The following is a 21,000-nucleotide window of genomic DNA, read 5'->3' on the forward strand; positions in this document are numbered from 1 at the left end:
GGCGAAGGTCATGGCGCAAAACAGCGCGTTATCAACGCTGAAAGATCTGGCTGAAAAAGAAGTTGATGATGCCGCATTGCAGCTTGGCGCAATGCGACGCGGGTGCCAGCAGGCTGAAGAACAGTTGAAGATGTTAATCGACTATCAGCATGAATATCGCACCAACCTCAATACCGATATGACGCAGGGCATTGGCAGCCAGCGCTGGATTAACTATCAGCAGTTTATCCAGACGCTCGAGAAGGCGATAGAGCAGCACCGCCAGCAGCTAAACCAGTGGACCCAAAAAGTCGATACCGCGCTGAATTTCTGGCGCGAGAAAAAACAGCGGCTGCAGGCCTGGCAGACCTTACAGGACCGGCAGATTGCAGCCTCAACCCTGGCGGAAAACCGCCTGGACCAGAAGAAAATGGATGAGTTTGCCCAGCGCGCATCAATGAGGAAACCGGAATGATCACACTGCAACAACTGCTGATGAGCGACAGCGACCCGTCAGGCGGGATGCAAACAGGGAAAGGCACCGAGGGTGCACAGGACTTTCTCTCCCTGCTGGCGGGCGCCCTGACGGACGCAACGGGCAAGGGCAACGATGCGCCGCTCACCCTGGCGGACCTGAAAGCCGCCGGCAGCAAGCTGTCGAAAGTCGCGCAGGATGCCAAAGGCGATACCGCTCTGCAGGCCAAAATTGCCGACCTGCTCTCGCGTCAGCCTGCGCTGAATGGCGTTGAAACGTCGGAGTCTGCGCCGCTTGAAACGTTGGTCTCCGGGCTGGTGCCGCTGTCAAAGGGCGACGCGCTGAAGACGCTCACTGCGGCCAACGGTAAAGATGACGCTAAAACCGAGCTGAGCGAAGAAGAGCTGGCGGGGCTAAGCGCGCTGATGGCGATGCTGCCGCACCAGCAGACGACCGCCTCACGTGCGGCAGGCAGCGACGGCGTTCACGCCACCTCGGCGCTGAGTTCAGCCACGCTTTCGCAAAACGGTGCGGGACAGCCGCCGTCCCTGAACGCGCCTGCGGGAAGCCATGATAAAGCGCAGCTTTCTGCGTCCTATCAGAGCCAGGCGAAGAACATCGGTCCGGATCTCGCCGCAAACGCGCCAGCCACACCGGTCGTGGCCGCAGCCGCTGAGAAGCAGGACTTCGCCAGCGCCTCCTCGTCATCTTCGCCGACCGCTACCCTGGCGCCGATTATCTCCAGCCATGCGGCCAGCCAGCCTGCCGCAACTGTTGCCACCGCCCCGGTGCTAAGCCAGCCTCTGGGCACACATGAATGGCAGCAGTCCCTGAGCCAGCACATCACCCTGTTCACTAAGCAGGGCCAGCAGACGGCGGAGCTGCGCCTGCACCCGGAAGATCTGGGCCAGGTGCAAATCTCGCTGAAGCTGGACGATAACCAGGCACAGCTGCAGATGGTCTCTGCGCACAGTCACGTGCGCGCGGCGCTGGAAGCCGCGCTGCCGGTCCTGCGGACCTCGCTGGCGGAGAACGGCATTCAGCTTTCTCAAAGCAGCGTCAGCAGCGAGAGCTTTGCCGGGCAACAACAGTCTTCATCCCAGCAGCACCATGCTTCACGCCCGGGCCAGCACGGCGGTTTTAATGAAGAGAGCGATGAGCTCCTGCCGACCCCTGCCGCCCTGCAATCCGCGGCGCGCGGTAACGGTGCCGTAGACATCTTCGCCTAAACGCCAGAGGTAGCGTGATTATCCCCGTCTTTTCCACGCTTTGACGACGGCAGGACACGGGATAATCACCTTATTAAGCTGTACCGAAACAGGAAGCTCGTATCAGATGACAGACTCCGCTATCACCAAAAAAAGCAAGCGTTCCATCTGGATCCCGCTGCTGGTGTTGATCACGCTCGCCGCCTGCGCTACCGCGGGCTATAGTTACTGGCGTATGCAGCAGGAACCTTCAACCGCTGCGGCCAAAGCCGAACCAGCCCCACCGCCGGCGCCGGTCTTTTTCCCTCTGGACACCTTCACCGTTAACCTCGGTGATGCGGATCGCGTGCTGTATGTCGGTATTACGCTGCGCCTGAAGGACGAAGCAACCCGCGCGCGCCTGAACGATTATCTGCCGGAAGTGCGTAGCCGCCTTCTCCTGCTGTTTTCTCGTCAGGACGCCTCCGCGCTGGCTACCGACGTGGGTAAGCAAAAGCTGGTCGACGCCATCAAGCAGACGCTGGCCACCCCGCTGGTAAACGGTCAACCTAAGCAGGAAGTCACTGACGTTCTGTACACAGCCTTTATTCTGCGGTAACGACATGGGCGACAGTATTCTTTCTCAGGCAGAAATCGACGCGCTGCTTAACGGCGACAGCGATAAGAGTGACGACCCGCAACCGGGTCTCACCGGCGACGATAATATTCGTCCTTACGATCCCAATACCCAGCGTCGCGTGGTACGTGAACGTCTGCAGGCGCTGGAGATCATTAACGAACGTTTTGCACGTCAGTTCCGTATGGGGCTGTTTAACCTGCTGCGTCGTAGCCCGGATATCACGGTCGGTGCGATCCGCATCCAGCCGTATCATGAGTTTGCCCGCAACCTGCCGGTGCCAACCAACCTTAACCTGATTCATCTGAAGCCGCTGCGCGGCACCGGTCTGGTGGTGTTTTCCCCAAGCCTGGTGTTCATCGCGGTGGATAACCTGTTCGGCGGCGACGGGCGTTTTCCGACCAAAGTGGAAGGTCGTGAATTTACCCACACCGAGCAGCGCGTCATTAACCGCATGCTGAAGCTGGCGCTGGAATCCTACAGCGACGCGTGGAAAGCGATTAACCCGCTGGAAGTGGAGTACGTCCGTTCTGAGATGCAGGTGAAATTTACCAATATCACCACCTCCCCGAACGATATCGTCGTCAACACGCCGTTCCACGTGGAGATCGGTAACCTGACCGGTGAGTTCAACATCTGCCTGCCGTTCAGCATGATTGAACCGCTGCGCGAGCTGCTGGTTAACCCGCCGCTGGAGAACTCACGCAACGAAGATCAGAACTGGCGTGAAAACCTGGTGCGCCAGGTGCAGCACTCGCAGCTGGAGCTGGTGGCGAACTTCGCCGACATTTCGATGCGGTTATCCCAGATCCTGAAATTACAACCCGGCGACGTTTTGCCGATAGATAAACCCGACCGCATTATTGCCCACGTAGATGGTGTCCCCGTACTTACAAGCCAGTACGGCACGATTAACGGTCAGTATGCGTTACGCGTTGAGCACTTGATCAACCCGATTTTGAATTCGCTGAATGAGGAACAGCCCAAATGAGTGACATGAACAATCCGTCCGATGAAAACAGCGGAGCACTGGACGATCTGTGGGCTGACGCGTTAAACGAGCAAAAAACGACTCCGACAAAAAGCGCGGCGGACGCGGTATTCCAGCAGTTAGGCGGCGGCGACGTCAGCGGCACGCTGCAGGACATCGACCTGATTATGGACATCCCGGTTAAGCTGACCGTTGAACTGGGACGCACCCGGATGACCATTAAAGAGCTGCTGCGCCTCACGCAGGGTTCAGTTGTGGCCCTTGACGGCCTGGCCGGCGAGCCGCTGGATATTCTGATCAACGGTTATCTGATTGCCCAGGGTGAAGTGGTGGTGGTTGCCGATAAATACGGCGTGCGCATCACCGACATCATCACCCCGTCTGAACGCATGCGTCGTCTGAGCCGTTAAGCATGAAAACCCAGGCAACAATATCACAGACTTCCGCCGTTCCCGGCTCCCCGCTGCTCCAGGTGAGCGGGGCGCTGTTCGGTATTATTGCCTTTATTCTGATCGCCGCCTGGCTGGCAAAGCGTTTTGGCCTGGCGGGTAAAACTGCCGGCACCCGCGGCCTGAAGGTCAGCGCCAGCACGACGCTTGGGCCGCGCGAACGCGTGGTTATCGTCGATGTGGAAGATGCGCGTCTGGTTCTGGGCGTAACCGGCTCAAACATCAACGTATTACATAAACTGCCGCCCGCCCCGGTCACGGTGGACGAGCGCGCACAAGCCCCTGCGGATTTTCAGTCCGTCATGAAGAGTTTGCTTAAGCGTTCCGGGAGATCCTGATGCGCCGTTTGTTATCCCTGACGCTTGCGGGCGTTGCCCTGTTTGCTCCCGCGGTTTATGCGCAGCTGCCCGGTCTGGTTTCCACGCCGATTGCGGGTGGCGGCCAGAGCTGGTCGCTCCCGGTTCAGACGCTGGTCTTCATCACCTCGCTGACCTTTATTCCGGCCATTCTGCTGATGATGACCAGCTTTACCCGCATCATCATCGTTTTTGGTCTGCTGCGAAACGCGCTGGGCACCCCTTCGGCGCCGCCAAACCAGGTTCTGCTCGGGCTGGCGCTGTTTTTGACCTTTTTCATCATGTCGCCGGTGATCGATAAGATTTATACCGACGCCTACCAGCCGTTCAGCGAAGACAAAATTTCGATGCAGGAGGCGCTGGAAAAAGGCGCGCAGCCGCTGCGAGAATTTATGCTGCGCCAGACGCGCGAGGCGGACCTGGCCCTCTTCGCCCGCCTGTCCAACACCGGCGAACTTCAGGGGCCGGAAGCGGTACCGATGCGCATTCTGCTGCCGGCCTATGTCACCAGCGAGCTGAAAACCGCATTCCAGATTGGCTTTACCATCTTTATCCCGTTCCTGATTATCGACCTGGTGATCGCCAGCGTCCTGATGGCGCTCGGGATGATGATGGTGCCGCCCGCCACCATTGCCCTGCCCTTTAAGATCATGCTTTTTGTGCTGGTCGACGGCTGGCAGCTGCTGGTCAGCTCGCTGGCGCAAAGTTTTTACAGTTAAGGAACGGCAATGACACCCGAATCGGTCATGATGATGGGCACGGAAGCGATGAAAGTCGCGATTGCCGTTGCCGCGCCGCTACTGCTAGTCGCGCTGGTTACCGGCCTGATTATCAGTATTCTTCAGGCCGCCACGCAGATTAACGAAATGACGCTGTCGTTCATCCCGAAAATCATCGCCGTGTTCGTGGCGATTATCGTGGCCGGACCGTGGATGCTGAACCTGCTGCTGGACTATATGCGCAACCTGTTTACCAATCTGCCGTACATCATCGGCTGACCTGACGATGTTGCACTTCACCAGCGACCAGTGGGTTCAGTGGCTCGGCGTCTATTTCTGGCCGATGCTGCGCATTCTGGCGCTGATCTCCACCGCCCCCATTCTCAGCGAGAAATCGATCCCCAAGCGCGTTAAGGTGGGGCTGGGCATTATCATCACCATTATCGTCGCCCCTTCCCTGCCACCCGTGGATATTCCCATCTTCTCGGCTAACGCGGTATGGGTCGCTTTACAGCAGGTGATGATTGGCGTCGCCGTGGGCTTTACCATGCAGCTCGCCTTCGCCGCCGTGCGCACGGCCGGCGAGTTGATTGGCCTGCAAATGGGGTTATCGTTCGCCACGTTTGTCGATCCCGGCAGCCATCTCAACATGCCGGTGCTGGCGCGCATCATCGATCTGCTCGCCATGCTGCTGTTTCTGTCGCTCAACGGTCATCTGTGGCTCATCTCCATGCTGGTGGATACTTTCCATACGCTGCCGATCGGTGATAACCCGGTCAACAGCAATGCCTTCCTCGCGCTGACCCGCGCGGCGGGGCTGATCTTCCTCAACGGTCTGATGTTGGCTCTGCCGATCATCACGCTGCTGCTCACCGTCAACCTGGCATTAGGCTTACTGAACAGAATGGCACCGCAGCTCTCGGTGTTTGTGATTGGTTTTCCGCTAACGTTGACGGTCGGAATTTTATTAATGTCACTACTGATGCCCCTTATCGCCCCCTTCTGTGAACATTTATTCGGCGAGATATTCAATCTGTTAGCGGATATTGTCAGCGAATTGCCACGTAAATAATAGTCCTCACGATCGCTATTGTCTTTCTGAGGATATTCCTAAAATAAAACGCGAAAAACATCTTCCAGGATATATCTGACGCGGTTTAAATGTTTCTAACCACCTCACAATACTTAATATTTACTTTACTTTAAGAAGATTCCTGGCAAATTATACGTAACTTTACGGGATAGTGAGTCCGCCTGAAAGTCTTTGTCATGCTCACAGGTTTATTATTTTTTTCCATCCCGTATGGCTGTTTTGAGCTCTCAGGCAGATGGTGAATTATCGTTACGCATTGAGTGAGGGTATGCCATGTCAACGATCATTATGGATTTATGCAGCTACACCCGGCTAGGGTTAACCGGGTACCTGGCAAGCAGAGGGGTAAGAAAGAGAGACATCAACGATGCACACACCGTTGAAGAACTCGCAGCCGCTTGTGACGAACTCAAACCAGGCGTGGTGTTTATTAATGAGGACTGTTTCATTCACGATCCAGCCAACAGTCAGCACATTAAGCAAATCATTAATCAGCATCCAAAAACCCTGTTTATTGTTTTTATGGCGATCGCGAATATCCATTTCGATGAGTATTTGTTGGTCCGTAAAAATTTATTGATCAGTTCTAAGTCGATTAAACCCGAGTCGCTGGATGACATTCTGGGTGATTATTTGAATAAAGAAGTTAAAAATGTAGGAGCGGTTAACTTACCCACCCTTTCATTAAGCAGGACTGAATCAAGTATGCTGCGAATGTGGATGGCTGGACAAGGAACTATTCAGATCTCTGACCAGATGAATATTAAAGCGAAAACCGTTTCGTCACACAAAGGAAATATTAAAAGGAAAATTAAAACGCATAATAAGCAAGTGATCTATCACGTGGTACGTCTGACCGATAATGTGACGAACGGGATTTTCGTCAACATGCGTTAGTGGCTTAAACCCCTTTGCACCCTACCTTTGATCTCTGGCCTGGCCAGAGATTTTTGCTTTTGCGGACGTGGTCGGGCACGCGCAATGCTACCCGACGCCGTACTAGTCCGCTTTCTCAACAAAAATGCCGTCCGGATGCCCCAGTTCGTTAAAAAACCAGATACCGAGCGGGTAGTCTTCCAGTGAGACCAGGTACATTGTGCCTTCACTAAACTCTTCAATTGCCAGCACCACCCCCGGGCGGCGCGGCCCACCGTCCGTTTTAACGGTTACCCGATCGTTGACCTTCATACATTCCTCCTCTGGTTTTGAGCCAGTGTAGAACAAAACGCAAAAACACACATCGCCGCACGGCGTGAATGGCGTTTTTATACACAGTCTATACTTACCGTGGACACGGTTTAATGAGGAGCCCCGTAATGAAGACCGATAAAGAGTACAGCGACACCATCAAACGCGAGGTCGAGGTGGATGTCGATGCCCTGCTGGCCGCCATCAATGAGATCAGTGAGTCAGAAGTCCGCCGCACAAACGATGGTTCGGACCACGTCATAGTTAACGGGAGGGATTATCACACCTACCGCGAGCTGGCGGAGGCCTTCGAGCTGGATATTCATGACTTTAGCGTGTCTGAAGCAAATCGTTAACACGAAAAAAATCCCGGTCATGGGGATGGCCGGGATCAAAACTTGCTTATGCAAGAAGCACTTGAAAATTCGTTACACCAGGAAATCTGATGTACAAACAACACTATCCCCAACGATTTTGCATGACAAGCATATATTCTTACGGCGAATATAATATTTTTAACATAATCGTTTTGGTTATGAGCAACAACATCCGCCGAATGCGGGTTTGGCTGGATCGGTTCTCCTCAATCCGGTTTAAGCCCAAATATTTTTTTAGGAATATTCTTAGATTAAGGTTCATTCGTTTTCGGGAGTTACTATGCTTTCACTCCGGGGTCCCCTGCTGATTTTTTCCGATCTGGATGGATCGCTGCTGGATATTCATACCTATGAGTGGCAGCCCGCGATGCCATGGCTGGATAAACTGCAGGATAACCAGGTACCGGTGATTCTTTGCAGCAGCAAGAGCGCGGCAGAGATGCTGGATATTCAGCAGGATCTGGGTCTGGAAGGGTTACCGTTTATCGCTGAGAACGGCGCGGTGATTCAGCCTGACGTGCGCTGGGAAATGGGTCAGCGCCACATCAACGGCATGACGCACCGGGAGATTCGTCCGCTTATTGAGCAAATCCGCCAGCAGGCGGGCTTCAAATTCACCACCTTTGACGACGTGGACGAACGCGTCATTAGCGAATGGACGGGGGTGACCCGCTACCGGGCGGCGCTTGCCCGCAAGCATGACGCCTCCGTCACGCTCATCTGGCGTGATTCCGACGAAGCCATGGCCCGGTTTGAACCGGCGCTGGCGCAACACGGGCTGAAATGCCTGCAGGGTGCCCGTTTCTGGCATATTCTCGATGCCGGCTGCGGTAAGGACGTTGCGGCTAACTGGCTAATCGCGCAGTACCGTGAACGGGAAAATATTGAACCCACGACCCTGGGGCTCGGCGATGGGCCGAACGACGCGCCGCTGCTGGACAGCGTGGACTTCGCGGTGGTGATTAAGGGGATAAACCGCCAGGGTATTACGTTACGGGACGATAACCCCCGCCGGGTTTATCACACCCGGCAGGCGGGACCGCTCGGCTGGCAGGAGGGGCTGGATCACTTTTTGTCATGATCGTGCCAGACAACCCGGTTACGTCCGTCCTGTTTAGCTTTATATAACCGAGCATCCGCCACGGACTGCAGCTGTTCGAAATCGTAATTCCCGTTTTCCCGGGCGCTGCTGACGCCGAGTGACGCGCTGATACGCAGGGTCGTACTCTTCTTCACCAGAATCTCCTTGCTGTTGATTCGGCAGCGAATACGCTCCGCGACGCCTCTCGCCTCCTCAAGACCGAGCCCCGGCAGGACGATACAAAACTCTTCCCCGCCCACGCGTCCTGCCACGTCGTTTTTACGCAAGGCGCTGGAAATCAGCCCTGCAGAGTGGGAAAGCACCTTATCACCGGCCTGGTGACCGAAACGATCGTTGACGCTTTTAAAATGGTCGAGGTCTAACTGAATGACCGAGAACGGCAGCGACTGTTGATGACACTTCTTCGCCAGCAGTTTCGCGCGTTCGAACAGCGCGCCGCGATTATTCAGGCGGGTTAGCGGGTCGTGCCAGGCCTGCCACTTGAGCGAGTGCTGCAGCGTATACATATTGCTGACCATCCGGCGGATCACCAGCCACGAAATCAGCAGCATCGCGGTAAAGAGTGCCCACAGTAATGCCAGTACGATACTGATGCTGCCGAAGTCGCCCTGTACCCCTTCCTGCAGAGTATGGACACGCAAAACCAGGCCATCAAAATGATCGAGCCGCTGCCAACTGATGAAACGGCTGCCGAGGCGGATGCCACCACCAGTATCGTGCTCGATCGCCTGCGCTATCTGCGCGAGTTCGCGTTCATCGAAATGGTTCACCTGTTTATCTGTCTTTTCAGAGGAGGCAATCATATTGAGCCGGGAGTCGTACAGCTGATACTCCCCCTCCGTACGGTCGTCCGTCGCCTCTGCCAGCAGGCGTTGCATCGTATTCAGCGAAAAATCCATCGCCACCACGCCATACCAGTAGTGATTGAAATAAATGGGGACGCTGGCAGTGATCGTTCGCTTGTCACCGGTCCAGGATGACGGCGTGGAGATAAACCAGCGCACCGCGCGGGAGCGATTGTTACGTTCCGACTGCTGGGTAAACCAGGACTGTGTGACCAGGTGATAATAGCGGGGGATAATATCGCTCGCCTCTGTTAGCGTATCCGTCGAAAGATAAAACCCGGCGCGTGAAACGTAGATCACCCGCGATTCACTATGCCTGCTCGACGTCGCCAGCCTGAGCAGATAACCCACCTCAAGCGCGGCTGAAATTTCATTGCTGATGCGTTCAGCGTCCCGGTTCAGAATCGACGTTTTTTCAACAAACGCATCCGAGACGCCGTTAATCGGAAGTGTGCGATTTCTATCAACGAGGAGCTGCCAGGTGGGACGCATGCGTAATGCGTTAAAGTGCGATACTGCATCGTGCAAAACATTGAAGGCCAGCGGCGTCTGTAGCGCATCGCGCATGCTCTGGCGAAATAACAGCATTTTATCCACGCTGTACTGCAGCTGCCTGTCCAGCGAGCTGGCCACGGTTTCCAGGTGGTTGCGCTGGCTGGAGATATACGCCTCTTCGAGGACCACCACTTCACGCCAGGTCAGGAGGGTTGAAAATACCAGAACAGTGATAAAACAGAGGTTAACAATCAAACCCGGATTGCTACGCTTATGCAGCCATTGCAGAAAGGATCGTCTTACAACAAAGGTATCGCGCTGCACACACACTCCCTGATTACTACCTTACACCCGGTACTTCAGTTAAAAACGCCCGGCAAAGCCGGGCGTTATGTGATTAAGCCTGATCGTGCTTGCGCTTGCCGTCACCCGGCTGAAGCTCATCTTCACGAAAGGCTTCCTGCTTAATGCTGTAGCCATCATGCCACCGACATTCCACCATTCCGCTGGAATACCCGGTGACAATCATGCGCGGGCCGCCCTTCTTAGGCTTAACTTCATCACTGACCAAAAAGACCATACCTGCCTCCTGTATCAGGGTGAAACTGTTTCAATTTAGACGAGGAATGGTCTTTTTGCACCCTGCGACGGGTAACAATTAGTGCGCCGTACCGCGCATTTTTTCGATCAGTTTCACCGCCGCCACCACGATAGCGCCAACGATAAAGCCCAGCACCAGATTAAGCAGCGTGGGCAGAATCGCTGCCACCACGCTCCCCTGCGCCGAGGCGAAATGTTCGATGGCATGGTGCAGCGGCGCAATGCCGTGGACCACAATGCCGCCGCCCACGAGGAACATCGCCAGGGTACCCACCACGGACAAGCTCTTCATCAGCCACGGCGCCAGCGTCAGTAAGCCTTTGCCGATGCCTTTAGCCACCGCGCTGGATTTCTCCTCCAGCCAGTAACCGATATCATCCAGCTTCACGATCAGCCCGACCAGGCCGTAAACGCCCACCGTGACCAGAATGGCGATCCCGGAGAGGATCAACACCTGATTCAGCAGCGGCGCATCGGAGACAATGCCCAGCGTAATGGCGACAATTTCAGCCGACAGAATAAAGTCGGTGCGAATGGCGCCTTTGATTTTATCGCGCTCGAAAACTTTCGGATCCTGCGCGGCAAGCGCTTCAAGGCGCTGCTGGCGCGCCTCCGGGGTATCCTTCTGCTTGCGAGAGCTCAAAGAGTGCAGGACCTTCTCCACGCCTTCGAAGCACAAGAATGCCCCGCCAATCATCAGCAGCGGCGTGATGGCCCAGGGAATGAATGCGCTGATCAGCAGCGCCAGCGGCACCAGGATCAATTTGTTCAGAAACGAGCCTTTTGCCACGCCCCACACCACCGGCAACTCACGGTTAGCCCGTACCCCGCTTACCTGTTGGGCGTTAAGCGAGAGATCATCCCCCAGCACCCCTGCGGTTTTCTTCGCCGCCAGTTTCCCCATCACGGAAATATCATCCAGTAAGGTGGCAATATCATCCAGCAATGTTAATAAGCTACTTCCTGCCAAAATGGTGATCCTTCTTTTTTGGTAATTAAGTGAATAGTATGGAGCAAAAGCGCAATCGCGGAAACAGGCAGCTTTCGTCAACAAAAAATTCACATCAACTACACAATTAAAGGACTCGCCAGCGCGATAGTTTTCGCGTTTACTATCAGCGACCTTTTTATTTCGTCGTGAGGGATTATGCGTTTCCGGCAACTGCTTCCGCTTATCGGGGCACTTTTTTCGCTGTATATCATCTGGGGTTCAACCTATTTTGTCATTCGCATCGGCGTGGAAAGCTGGCCGCCGCTGATGATGGCGGGCATTCGCTTCCTCTCGGCGGGTGTGCTGCTGCTGGCCTTCCTGCTGCTGCGCGGGCATAAGCTTCCACCGCTCCGCCCAATGCTGAACGCCGCCTTGATAGGCCTGCTGCTGCTGGCGGTGGGGAATGGCTTTGTGACCATTGCCGAGCACCAGAACGTACCGTCTGGGATCGCCGCCGTAGTCGTTGCCACCGTACCGCTGTTTACCCTCTGCTTCAGCCGCCTTTTCGGCATCCGCACCCGCAAGCTGGAGTGGCTGGGGATTGGCATCGGCCTTGCCGGCATTATTCTGCTTAACAGCGGCGGTAACCTGAGCGGGAATCCGTGGGGCGCGGTGATTATCCTTATCGGCTCGATGAGCTGGGCGTTTGGCTCCGTATACGGTTCGCGTATCGAACTGCCGACCGGCATGATGGCGGGGGCAATAGAGATGCTTGCGGCTGGGATTGTGCTGCTGCTGGCCTCAGCCCTGACGGGAGAGGAGCTGACGACCCTGCCGCCGTTGTCGGGCTTCCTGGCGGTAGGCTATCTGGCGCTGTTTGGCTCCATCATCGCCATCAACGCCTACATGTTCCTGATCCGTAACGTCTCACCGGCGGTCGCCACCAGCTATGCCTACGTCAACCCGGTCGTGGCCGTGCTGCTCGGCACCGGGCTTGGCGGTGAAACGCTCTCTCCGGTTGAGTGGTTAGCTTTAGGGGTGATTGTTTTTGCCGTCGTGCTGGTGACTTTAGGCAAATATTTGCTGCCGGCAAAGCCCGTGGTTACGCCTTGCGAGGTGGAGAAACCGTAAGCGCGTGGATCCCCTGGGTGTCGATCTGCGCGGCCTGGCCGCCGCCGCAGATCCACTCTTCCAGCCGTTCGCTCAGATCGGCATCGTTCAGCTTTAACCGTCCTCTCAGCGCACATTCCCAGACGATCAGCACTCTCCAGCCCTGCGCGACAAGCGTGGCGAGATCCCGCGCGTCGCGCTCAACGTTCTTGCCAATCTTCTCCAGCCAGAAATCGGTGCGCGTCGCCGGAACTTTAAACAGGTAGCAGTCGTGATGATGCCAGAAACAGCCGTGGGTGAAGATAATGCACCGATACGCGTCGATAACGAAATCCGGACGACCCGCAAGTGCGGGATCCTGCACGCGAAAGTCGAAGCCCGCCTGCGTCAGAAGCCCGGCCAGACGCTTTTCTATCGCGGTGTCACGCGTGCCGATGGCACGCATGTTTTTGCTCCGCGTGGCCTTATCGTGAACGTCCGTCATTAACGGCCTCACCCTGGCGGAGCGCCACCGCCTGTCTGATGCGCGGGGCCAGCAGTTTTGCCACCGCCGCGAACGCGGGCACCACCACCGAGTTGCCAAACTGACGGTAAGCCTGGGTGTCCGAAACCGGAATACGAAAGCGGTAGCCCTGCGGCGTTTCAAAGCCCATCAACCGGGCGCACTCCCGCGGCGTGAGGCGCCGCGGACGGTGACGCTGGTTTTGCGGATCGTCGAAATCTTTCTCGCCCAGCGCTTTATCCCAGCCTCTGTCGATCAGGATTTCCGCGCCGTCTTTGTAGTAGCGAGCGGACAGCGTGCGGGTCACGCTGTGCGGATCGTTTGGGTTCACCATGCCAAACCCAAATCCGTTGCCTTTGGCCTGATGCTTTTTGGCATAGCGGTAGAGGTATTTCCACAGGATCGGGGTAAGGATAAATTTCGCGTCGACCACCGGCTCCAGCAGGTCGGCAATGGTTGGACGACGCTCGGGGTATAAGGAGGGAATATCCCGCAGGGTGAAATCCCCCTTCAGATTGAGATCGCGGCGGAAACCGACGAGCACAATGCGTTCGCGATGCTGGGGCAGGAAGTGTTTCCCGTCGATAATTTTCGGGTCATCCGCGCCCATGTCCTCGGAATCCGCCACGTCATAGCCCAGCTCGTCTAGCGTTTGCATGATAATGCGGAAGGTCTTTCCACCGTCATGGCTCTTTAAGTTCTTGACGTTTTCCAGCACGAATATGGCCGGGCGACGGGCGTCAATGATTCGAGCCACATCGAAAAACAGCGTTCCCTGCGTATCGCAGGCAAAACCGTGGGCACGCCCGAGGGCATTCTTTTTGGAGACGCCGGCCAGCGAGAAAGGCTGGCACGGGAAGCCCGCCAGCAGCACGTCATGCGCCGGAATCGTCTGGCGAATGTGCTCGGCGGCTTGTTCATCCGTGACGCCGCTTTTATGGCTCAGGGTAACGTCGCGGATATCGGCGTTGAAATGATGTTCATGCGGATCGCAGTACCAGTTCGCTTTATAGGTGCGTACCGCATGTTTGTTCCACTCGCTGGTAAACACGCACTGACCGCCGATAGCTTCAAAGCCGTGCCGGATGCCACCGATGCCGGCAAACAGATCGATAAAGCGGAAGGCATAGTTCGGGTGCGCGGCAGACGGCCGCGGAAGCAGATCTTGCAGATAACGAAACTCGCTTTCGCTCAGGCGGCGCCCTGCCCGATCGCTGGTCAGCAGTCGCTTAAGGATGGCCGGGCTCCAGTGGCTCTCGCCGTGCGCCACCAGCTGGTTTGCCAGCGTTTTAGCGTCATAAATATCCAGCAGCTGGCGCAGTAATGCCTGCACCGTTGCCGTTGACTTCTCAGCCTGCTCTGGCGCGGGCTCTGTCACTGATCGATTTTCCTGCATTCTTTTAACCGGGCAATAAAGACTGGAAACAGATTACCACAGTTCACTTTCGCAAACTGCGACGGAAGCGGTGTTGAAGCTGGCTATCCAGCCCGATGCAGTCGCCCTGTAATTCGGCACTGAGTTTCGCCATAAACTGAATCAGAAAATCGGCGTTGTGCTGCGCGAGCTCGCGCCCGACGTCGGTTTGCATTGTATCAGGCAAGCGCAGCAGCTTGGTCTGAAAATGATCAAGCGCAAACGCCCGGTCATCAAGCGGGCGCGCGTCGGCAAACGGATCGTCCGCGTCAAAAAGCGGTACGCCCAGCGCGCCTGACACGGCAAACACGCGCGCCAGGCCAATCGCCCCCAGCGCCTCCAGACGATCTGCATCCTGGACAATTTTAGCCTCAATCGTGTACGGCGTCAGGCCGGCGCTGAAACTGTGCGCCTCGATGGCGTGCTCCACGGCGGCATAGCGATCGGATGGGAAGTCAGGGAAATCGCGGTGCAGAATGTCCCGCGTTCTGCGCGCAGCCAGACGCGACGACTGGCTGCGTTCAGGATGATTTTTCGGCAGGCTAACGATGTCGTGAAAATAGCAGGCGGTCAGGATCGTCAGCGGGTCGACGTGGTGATGAACCATGATTTTCTGCGCCGTCAGCCAGACGCGACGGAAGTGTGAAATATCGTGCGCGGTGTCGTCGGTCGCGTGATGTTCATCAAGCCAGGATTCAAAGCGCTGCTGCCACTGTATGAGTTCCATCATCCTTTCCTGTTACGAAAATGGGCACTGAATTATAACATAGCTAAATAAAATAAATTAAAAAATAGAACCCCGAAATACTTAATAATAATTACCCGCAATACTTTCAAGCGATTAATTCATTTGAAAAATAAAGAGATCTTTGGAAATATTTTGTAATATTTTCACTGGTTTAATTACATTTATTTTTGAACCAAATTTACTAGCCATAGAATAGTATCAGACACGTAATTACGGAGGGTGATTACATATATTCATATAAATTATCTTTAAAGGGAATATATAATGAAAAGAAAAGTTCTGGCAATTCTTGTACCCGCATTATTAATGGCTGGCGCGGCAAACGCGGCTGAAATGTATAACAAAGACGGCAATAAAGTTGACCTGTACGGCAAGGTCGACGCGCGTCATACCTTCTCCGACAACCCTGGCGACGACGGCGACGAAACCTACGTGCAGATTGGTTTCAAAGGCGAAACGCAGATCACTAACGACCTGACCGGTTACGGCCAGTGGGAATATAAAACCTACGCTAACGATACCGAAGGCGCGGGTGATCAATCCTTTAACCGTCTGGCATACGCTGGCCTGAAATTTGGCGAATACGGTTCATTTGATTATGGTCGTAATTACGGAGTCGTATACGACGTTGAAGCGTGGACCGATATGCTGCCTGTATTTGGCGGTGATTCCTACACCTGGACTGATAACTTTATGGTTGGCCGTACCAACGGTGTTGCAACCTATCGTAATACTGATTTCTTTGGTCTGGTTGATGGCCTGAATTTCGCGCTGCAGTATCAGGGTGCAAATGAAGATCAATTTGCTCAAGAAGACCAGGAAGGCACGAAAAACGGTCATAAAGATGTACGCTTCCAGAACGGTGACGGCTTCGGTATGTCTACCTCCTATGACTTCTCTGGCGATCTCTCCGGCTTGAGCCTGGGTGCGGCGTACTCTTCTTCTGACCGTACTAACAAACAGGAAGCGGCAGGCCAATACAGCGCACGTTATGCCAGTGGTAAAACAGCTGAAGCGTGGACACTTGGCGCGAAATATGATGCCAATAACGTCTATCTGGCAATGATGTATGCTGAAACCCGCAATATGACGCCATATGGTGATGATGGTATCGCGGATAAGACTCAGAACTTCGAAGCGGTTGCACAGTACCAGTTCGACTTCGGCCTGCGTCCATCCCTGGCATGGGTTTACTCCAAGGGCAAGGACATGACCTATCCAGGCAGCGCCAGCAACCCTCAGGGTCAGCATGGAGACATGGACCTGGTTAACTACATCGACCTGGGCATGACCTACAACTTCAACAAGAACTTCTCCACCTACGTTGATTATAAAATCAACCTGCTGGACGAAGATGACGCCTTCTACAATGACAACGGTATTGCAACCGATGACATTGTTGGCATCGGCATGATCTACCAGTTCTGATCCCTGAAAATACTAAAGCCCGCATTTGCGGGCTTTTTTGTTTCAAGGGACACTATTTTACGGCGCTTCCTGCAGCGCCACGCGGATAAACCCGTTATTGTGCGCCAGCAGCTCATGGGCTTTCCACGCATCCAGACCGGTCAGCACCATCAACACCGCCGTTTTACAGTGGTGGTTACAGCTCTCCAGCGCGGCCTTTGCCTGCGCCCGGGTGCATCCCCCCGCCTCCATCACGATGGCGATCTGCCGTTCGGCCCATTTGGTACTGCTTGCCTCAAGATCCACGCGCAGGTTGCTGTAAACGCGCCCGGTGCGAACGGCCAGCGCGGTGGTAATCATCGAGAGGATCATTTTTTGCGCGATCCCCGCCCTGGTATTGCGATACCCGGCAACCACATCAGCCCCAAGCTCTGGGGCAATTACCATGCTTGCCAGCTGTGCTGCTTCACTTTGTGCATCACCGGTGATGACCGCAACCGGCGCTCCCAACGACCACGCATGCCGCATTGCCCCCCAGACCCACGGCGTTTTTCCGCTGACGGTCACGGCAAGCATCATATCGTGCTCACCAAATTTAATGGCCTGCAGGTCAGCCACCCCACGCTCGTAGCTCCCATCCCCCTCTTCTGCCGTCACGGCAATTACCGGCGTTTTACCCGGCGCATACTCATCTGCAGCCTGTTGTGCGATGCAGCCTGACGGGCCCGCGCCGACAATCACCAGACGGCCGCCGTGGTTGAGCGCCGAGGCGGCATTATCCACCGCGCGGGCGATTGTCGTTAAGCAGGGGGTTATAGCAGCAGAAATGCGTGCATCTTCCTCGTGGATAACCTTCAGCATGTCCAGCGTGGACAATCTATCTATATTCATCGTGCTGGCGTGCCGTCTTTCCTTGACTGAACCGGTAAGCGTAATGCTCATAAACAGCCTCCTTATTATGAGTACCCACACACTATAAAGTGTTTTATATAGATGACCTGCGAGTGGGGTCACGAAAAGAAGAGTAAATCGACGCTTTTACATGGCTTTAAGAAAAGCCCATCATCAGCGATAATCACTCCCTTTCTTAATCATCGCGGAGTGTTGATGAGCGATTTGCAGCCTTTCCCTCTGACGCGCAAGCGCCCCATGAAACTGTACACGCTGGTCACGTTGATGGTGTCCGCGATTATCGCCTCGGTGTTGCTGGTAGTTTTTGCGCTCTATTCCGTGCAGATCACCCGGGCGACCCGCGATGATGTAAAAGATACCGCTCTGGGCATCGCCCGCACGCTGGCCGACAGCCCGGAAATCCAGCGCGGCCTGATGCAGTCGCCGCAGGCCGACATCATTCAGCCCATCGCCAAAGCCGTCACCCAACGCAACGATCTGCTGCTTACCGTGGTGACCGACATGCGGGGGATTCGCTACTCGCACCCGAACGAGGCGCTCATCGGCCTGCATTTTATCGGCAACGATCTGGAACCCGCGCTGGAAGGCAAAGAGAATGTCTCGGTTAACCGCGGCGCCCTCGCCGAGGCGCTTCGCGTTTTCACGCCGGTCTATGACAGCCAGCACGATCAGATCGGGGTCGTCGTGGTCGGGATCTCCCTCAAAAAGGTGGAAGACCAGATAGCCCGCGGGCGGCTCAACGCGCTCTGGACGATTCTGTTCAGCATCTTTATGAGTTCGATGGCGATATGGGGTCTGGTACGGGTCCTGAAACACATCCTGTTCGGGCTAGAACCCTATGAAATCTCCGCCCTGTTCGAACAGCGCCAGGCGATGCTGCAGTCGCTTCGCGAAGGGGTGCTGGCCGTCGATATTCACGGCCGCGTGACGATGATTAACCACGCTGCCAGAGAGATATTACTTCTTCCCTCCGGCAAGCAGACCGAAAACACCAGCGAGCCGCTGCTGGCAAGCCTGCGTGAGGTATCGAAAACCGGGATTGCGCGTCAGGATCAGGAGATTAGCTGCAACGGACGACTGCTGCTCTGCAACATGGTGCCGGTCAAAAGCCAGAATCGGGTGATCGGGGCTATCAGCACCTTCCGCGATAAAACGGAAATCAGCCAGCTGATGCAGCGTATTGATGGCATGGTCAACTACGTCGACGCCCTGCGCAGCCACACGCACGAGTTTATGAATAAACTGCATGTGATCCTCGGCCTGCTGCACATGAAGCGTTACGACAAGCTGGAGGAGTACATCATCCAGACGGCGCATAATTACCAGACGGATATCGGTACGATACAGAGCAAGGTAAAGTCCCCGGTCGTTGCCGGGTTCCTGCTGGGCAAAATCAACCGGGCGAAAGAGGCCGGCATCACCCTGACCCTGGCGGATGAAAGCCTGATACCGGATACCGGCAGTGAAGAACAGGTTGCGGTGCTGATCACCGCGCTGGGTAACTTAATCGAAAACGCGCTCGACGCGATGGCAGGACAGCAGGAAGGCGAGATTGGCCTGCTGCTGCATTATCAGAATGGCTGGCTCAGCTGCGAAGTCAGCGACGACGGCCCCGGCATTGATCCCACTCAGCTGGAGGCTATTTTTACTAAGGGGTTCTCAACAAAAGGTGAAAACCGCGGCGTTGGGCTGTTCCTTGCTCGCCAGCAGATCCAGAACCTGGGCGGCGATATCACCGTCGAGTCTGAGCCTGGCGTATTTACCCAATTTTTTGTTCACATCCCCTGGGATAGCGAGAGGAATATCGCGTGATAAATGTATTAATTGTCGATGATGACGCCATGGTAGCCGATCTCAACCGTCTGTACGTCAACCGTGTTGAAGGCTTCAGCTGCTGCGGCGTCGCCTCCACGCTCAATCAGGCCAGGGCCTTTATCAATAACCCCAGCCAGCCTGTCGATCTGGTGCTGCTGGACGTCTACATGCAGCAGGATAACGGGCTGGATCTGCTGCTCGATATTCGCGCGTCAGGCCGCCCGATTGATGTGATTATGATCTCCTCGGCCGCCGATGCCGCCACGATCCAGACCTCCATCCACTACGGCGTGGCGGATTATCTGATAAAGCCGTTCCAGTTCCCGCGCTTTGAAGAAGCGCTGAACGGCTGGAAGGCAAAACACAGCCTGATGGGCTCGCACCAGTATTACGAGCAGGCGGACGTCGACAGGCTGATCCACGGCGGCGCGCCGGAGCTGGCGGACACTAAAAAATTGCCGAAGGGGTTAACGCCGCAAACGCTGCGCACGATTTGCCAGTGGATTGATGGCCACCCGGAGACGGAATTTTCCACCGACGATCTGGCTAACGCAGTCAATATCTCCCGCGTCTCCTGCCGTAAATACCTGATTTGGCTTGCGCAGATCAACATTCTGTTCACCAGCATTCACTACGGCGCCACCGGGCGTCCGGTGTACCGCTACCGCTTACAGCCGGAACAGATCGGGCTGCTCAAACAGTACTGCCAATAACGCGGTAGCTCTCGTCCAGAAGGGTAAAACGGAAGTGGTGCATCGAGGAGATCACCACTTCTTTTGTTTTGGTCACAAAGATAGCTTCAATATCGGGGCGCGCACGCAGGGCGGCACAGCCCTTTTCTACCCCCATGCCGTATATCAGCGTGGTCCAGATGTCGCCGTCAATGGAGTCTTTTGAAATGATAGTGACGCTCTCCAGCTCGTTGTCGAGCGGATACCCGGTGCGCGGATCGAGAATATGGTGATAGCGCTTGCCGTTCTGCTCGAAGTAGCGCTCGTACGTTCCCGAGGTCACTACGGAGAGGTTCTCCACCGTCATCGCACCGATCAGCGCGTCACCGGCGAACGGTTTTTTTAGCCCCACGCTCCAGCCCCCTTCCGGCGAGCCTAACGTCTGGATGTTTCCGCCGAGGTTGATCAGCCCCAGCTCAGCGCCCTCTTTGCGCAGGTAGTCCCGCACCCGGTCGGCGATATAGCCTTTGGCGATGGCCCCCAGATCAATCTCCATCCCCGATCTGGTCAGAAACACGCTGGTCTGCGCCTCATCAAGGATGACCTCCTCGGGCCGGGTTATCGCCAGCAGGGACGCAATGTCATCGGCAGGCGGAACGCTGTCTCCCTGAAAGCCAATCTTCCAGCGCTTCACCAGCGGGCCGATCGCCAGGTTAAACGCGCTGTCTTTTAGCAGGCTTGCCGCTTTGGCACAGCGGATCAGTTCAAACACCGGACGACTGACGGCAACCGGATGCTGGCCCGCCGCATGGTTGATGTCCATCACCTGGGAATGCGCCCGGTTAACGGTGAGGAGATCTTCGTACTGTTTGATCAGGCGGAAAACGCGGGACGCGAGGGCTTCGTCATGGGAGAAGAGCTTCAGGAGAATGGGCGAGCCCATCAGAACGGCGGAGTAGCTGTAAACGCGATGGCTATCAGGCATTGCATGTGTCCT

24 protein-coding genes and 1 pseudogene are annotated in these 21,000 nt (G+C 55.6%); 16 read left to right on the top strand and 9 right to left on the bottom strand.

Annotated elements, in window-relative coordinates:
• Positions 1 to 10: 10 nt before the first annotated feature.
• The 10 genes and pseudogenes from fliJ to rcsA all read left to right on the top strand — a co-directional run bounded on the left by fliJ (position 11) and on the right by rcsA (position 6,783).
• Complete coding sequence (fliJ, locus tag IB212_RS13895; protein WP_006811155.1) at positions 11 to 454, top strand: flagellar export protein FliJ; 444 nt, start codon at positions 11 to 13, stop codon at positions 452 to 454.
• Positions 451 to 1,683, top strand: a complete 1,233-nt coding sequence (gene fliK / locus IB212_RS13900; RefSeq protein ID WP_041909362.1) for a flagellar hook length control protein FliK — start codon at positions 451 to 453, stop codon at positions 1,681 to 1,683. The genes fliJ and fliK overlap by 4 nt, the downstream gene beginning before the upstream one ends.
• A gap of 106 nt (positions 1,684 to 1,789) precedes the next feature.
• Positions 1,790 to 2,260, top strand: a complete 471-nt coding sequence (gene fliL, locus IB212_RS13905; protein WP_021241388.1) for a flagellar basal body-associated protein FliL — start codon at positions 1,790 to 1,792, stop codon at positions 2,258 to 2,260.
• Between the two features lie 4 nt (positions 2,261 to 2,264).
• Positions 2,265 to 3,269 carry a flagellar motor switch protein FliM gene (fliM, locus tag IB212_RS13910; protein ID WP_028013703.1) on the top strand — a complete coding sequence of 335 codons (1,005 nt, stop codon included), beginning with the start codon at positions 2,265 to 2,267 and terminating at the stop codon, positions 3,267 to 3,269.
• Positions 3,266 to 3,679 carry a flagellar motor switch protein FliN gene (gene fliN / locus IB212_RS13915; RefSeq protein WP_003859592.1) on the top strand — a complete coding sequence of 138 codons (414 nt, stop codon included), beginning with the start codon at positions 3,266 to 3,268 and terminating at the stop codon, positions 3,677 to 3,679. Before fliM ends, fliN begins: the two co-directional genes overlap by 4 nt.
• A gap of 2 nt (positions 3,680 to 3,681) precedes the next feature.
• Positions 3,682 to 4,056, top strand: coding sequence for a flagellar biosynthetic protein FliO (gene fliO, locus IB212_RS13920; RefSeq protein ID WP_041909360.1), 375 nt, complete (start codon positions 3,682 to 3,684; stop codon positions 4,054 to 4,056).
• The gene (gene fliP, locus IB212_RS13925) at positions 4,056 to 4,793 is read left to right on the top strand and encodes a flagellar type III secretion system pore protein FliP (RefSeq protein ID WP_041909358.1); all 738 of its coding nucleotides are present in this window, start codon (positions 4,056 to 4,058) and stop codon (positions 4,791 to 4,793) included. Before fliO ends, fliP begins: the two co-directional genes overlap by 1 nt.
• Before the next feature lie 9 nt (positions 4,794 to 4,802).
• A complete protein-coding gene (fliQ, locus tag IB212_RS13930) occupies positions 4,803 to 5,072 on the top strand; it encodes a flagellar biosynthesis protein FliQ (protein ID WP_003859587.1) in 270 nt (89 codons plus the stop codon).
• A 7-nt stretch (positions 5,073 to 5,079) separates the two neighbouring features.
• A pseudogene (fliR, locus tag IB212_RS13935) lies at positions 5,080 to 5,872 on the top strand (flagellar biosynthetic protein FliR); the annotation flags it as partial.
• A 287-nt stretch (positions 5,873 to 6,159) separates the two neighbouring features.
• Complete coding sequence (gene rcsA / locus IB212_RS13940; RefSeq protein ID WP_013097740.1) at positions 6,160 to 6,783, top strand: transcriptional regulator RcsA; 624 nt, start codon at positions 6,160 to 6,162, stop codon at positions 6,781 to 6,783.
• Between the two features lie 102 nt (positions 6,784 to 6,885).
• On the opposite strand, the gene dsrB is transcribed toward rcsA, so the two are convergent.
• A complete protein-coding gene (dsrB, locus tag IB212_RS13945; protein ID WP_008500312.1) occupies positions 6,886 to 7,074 on the bottom strand; it encodes a protein DsrB in 189 nt (62 codons plus the stop codon).
• 128 nt (positions 7,075 to 7,202) lie between these two features.
• Between dsrB and yodD the strand changes: the two genes are divergently transcribed.
• On the top strand, positions 7,203 to 7,430 hold the full coding sequence (gene yodD / locus IB212_RS13950) for a YodD family peroxide/acid resistance protein (protein ID WP_028013707.1): 228 nt from the start codon (positions 7,203 to 7,205) through the stop codon (positions 7,428 to 7,430).
• Positions 7,431 to 7,731: 301 nt separating this feature from the next.
• Positions 7,732 to 8,532 (top strand): mannosyl-3-phosphoglycerate phosphatase-related protein, encoded by an 801-nt coding sequence (locus tag IB212_RS13955; protein WP_041909356.1) that lies wholly within the window; start codon positions 7,732 to 7,734, stop codon positions 8,530 to 8,532.
• Here IB212_RS13955 and dgcQ read toward each other — a convergent pair.
• The 3 genes from dgcQ to IB212_RS13970 all read right to left on the bottom strand — a co-directional run bounded on the left by dgcQ (position 8,517) and on the right by IB212_RS13970 (position 11,466).
• Positions 8,517 to 10,217: a cellulose biosynthesis regulator diguanylate cyclase DgcQ gene (gene dgcQ, locus IB212_RS13960; RefSeq protein WP_041909354.1), complete on the bottom strand. Its 1,701-nt coding sequence runs from the start codon at positions 10,215 to 10,217 to the stop codon at positions 8,517 to 8,519. The two genes, IB212_RS13955 and dgcQ, sit on opposite strands and share 16 nt — an antisense overlap.
• 73 nt (positions 10,218 to 10,290) lie before the next feature.
• Entirely contained in the window at positions 10,291 to 10,473 is a 183-nt protein-coding gene (locus tag IB212_RS13965) for a YodC family protein (RefSeq protein ID WP_041909353.1), read from the bottom strand.
• A 78-nt stretch (positions 10,474 to 10,551) separates the two neighbouring features.
• Positions 10,552 to 11,466 (bottom strand): DUF808 domain-containing protein, encoded by a 915-nt coding sequence (locus IB212_RS13970; RefSeq protein WP_181013184.1) that lies wholly within the window; start codon positions 11,464 to 11,466, stop codon positions 10,552 to 10,554.
• Positions 11,467 to 11,640: 174 nt separating this feature from the next.
• On the opposite strand from IB212_RS13970, the gene yedA reads away from it, so the two are divergent.
• Positions 11,641 to 12,555 carry a drug/metabolite exporter YedA gene (yedA, locus tag IB212_RS13975; protein ID WP_028013712.1) on the top strand — a complete coding sequence of 305 codons (915 nt, stop codon included), beginning with the start codon at positions 11,641 to 11,643 and terminating at the stop codon, positions 12,553 to 12,555.
• Here yedA and IB212_RS13980 read toward each other — a convergent pair.
• The 3 genes from IB212_RS13980 to IB212_RS13990 all read right to left on the bottom strand — a co-directional run bounded on the left by IB212_RS13980 (position 12,527) and on the right by IB212_RS13990 (position 15,177).
• Entirely contained in the window at positions 12,527 to 13,018 is a 492-nt protein-coding gene (locus tag IB212_RS13980; protein WP_041909351.1) for a very short patch repair endonuclease, read from the bottom strand. The two genes, yedA and IB212_RS13980, sit on opposite strands and share 29 nt — an antisense overlap.
• Entirely contained in the window at positions 12,999 to 14,414 is a 1,416-nt protein-coding gene (locus IB212_RS13985) for a DNA cytosine methyltransferase (protein ID WP_041909349.1), read from the bottom strand. The genes IB212_RS13980 and IB212_RS13985 overlap by 20 nt, the downstream gene beginning before the upstream one ends.
• Positions 14,415 to 14,475: 61 nt before the next feature.
• The gene (locus tag IB212_RS13990; protein ID WP_041909346.1) at positions 14,476 to 15,177 is read right to left on the bottom strand and encodes a phosphohydrolase; all 702 of its coding nucleotides are present in this window, start codon (positions 15,175 to 15,177) and stop codon (positions 14,476 to 14,478) included.
• 285 nt (positions 15,178 to 15,462) lie between these two features.
• On the opposite strand from IB212_RS13990, the gene ompC reads away from it, so the two are divergent.
• Positions 15,463 to 16,626: a porin OmpC gene (ompC, locus tag IB212_RS13995; RefSeq protein ID WP_041909345.1), complete on the top strand. Its 1,164-nt coding sequence runs from the start codon at positions 15,463 to 15,465 to the stop codon at positions 16,624 to 16,626.
• A gap of 57 nt (positions 16,627 to 16,683) precedes the next feature.
• Here the strand turns inward: ompC and IB212_RS14000 are convergent, their stop codons facing one another.
• Positions 16,684 to 17,547, bottom strand: a complete 864-nt coding sequence (locus tag IB212_RS14000) for an N-acetylmuramic acid 6-phosphate etherase (protein ID WP_041909343.1) — start codon at positions 17,545 to 17,547, stop codon at positions 16,684 to 16,686.
• A 165-nt stretch (positions 17,548 to 17,712) separates the two neighbouring features.
• Between IB212_RS14000 and IB212_RS14005 the strand changes: the two genes are divergently transcribed.
• A complete protein-coding gene (locus IB212_RS14005) occupies positions 17,713 to 19,329 on the top strand; it encodes a sensor histidine kinase (RefSeq protein WP_041909341.1) in 1,617 nt (538 codons plus the stop codon).
• Positions 19,326 to 20,045 (top strand): two-component system response regulator DcuR, encoded by a 720-nt coding sequence (dcuR, locus tag IB212_RS14010; RefSeq protein ID WP_188245994.1) that lies wholly within the window; start codon positions 19,326 to 19,328, stop codon positions 20,043 to 20,045. The genes IB212_RS14005 and dcuR overlap by 4 nt, the downstream gene beginning before the upstream one ends.
• Here the strand turns inward: dcuR and IB212_RS14015 are convergent.
• Positions 20,026 to 20,988 carry an FAD:protein FMN transferase gene (locus IB212_RS14015; RefSeq protein WP_041909336.1) on the bottom strand — a complete coding sequence of 321 codons (963 nt, stop codon included), beginning with the start codon at positions 20,986 to 20,988 and terminating at the stop codon, positions 20,026 to 20,028. The two genes, dcuR and IB212_RS14015, sit on opposite strands and share 20 nt — an antisense overlap.
• Positions 20,989 to 21,000 lie beyond the last annotated feature (12 nt).

This window comes from Enterobacter sp. E12 (genome assembly GCF_014596715.2).
In the GTDB taxonomy this organism is placed as follows: Bacteria; Pseudomonadota; Gammaproteobacteria; order Enterobacterales; family Enterobacteriaceae; genus Enterobacter; species Enterobacter bugandensis.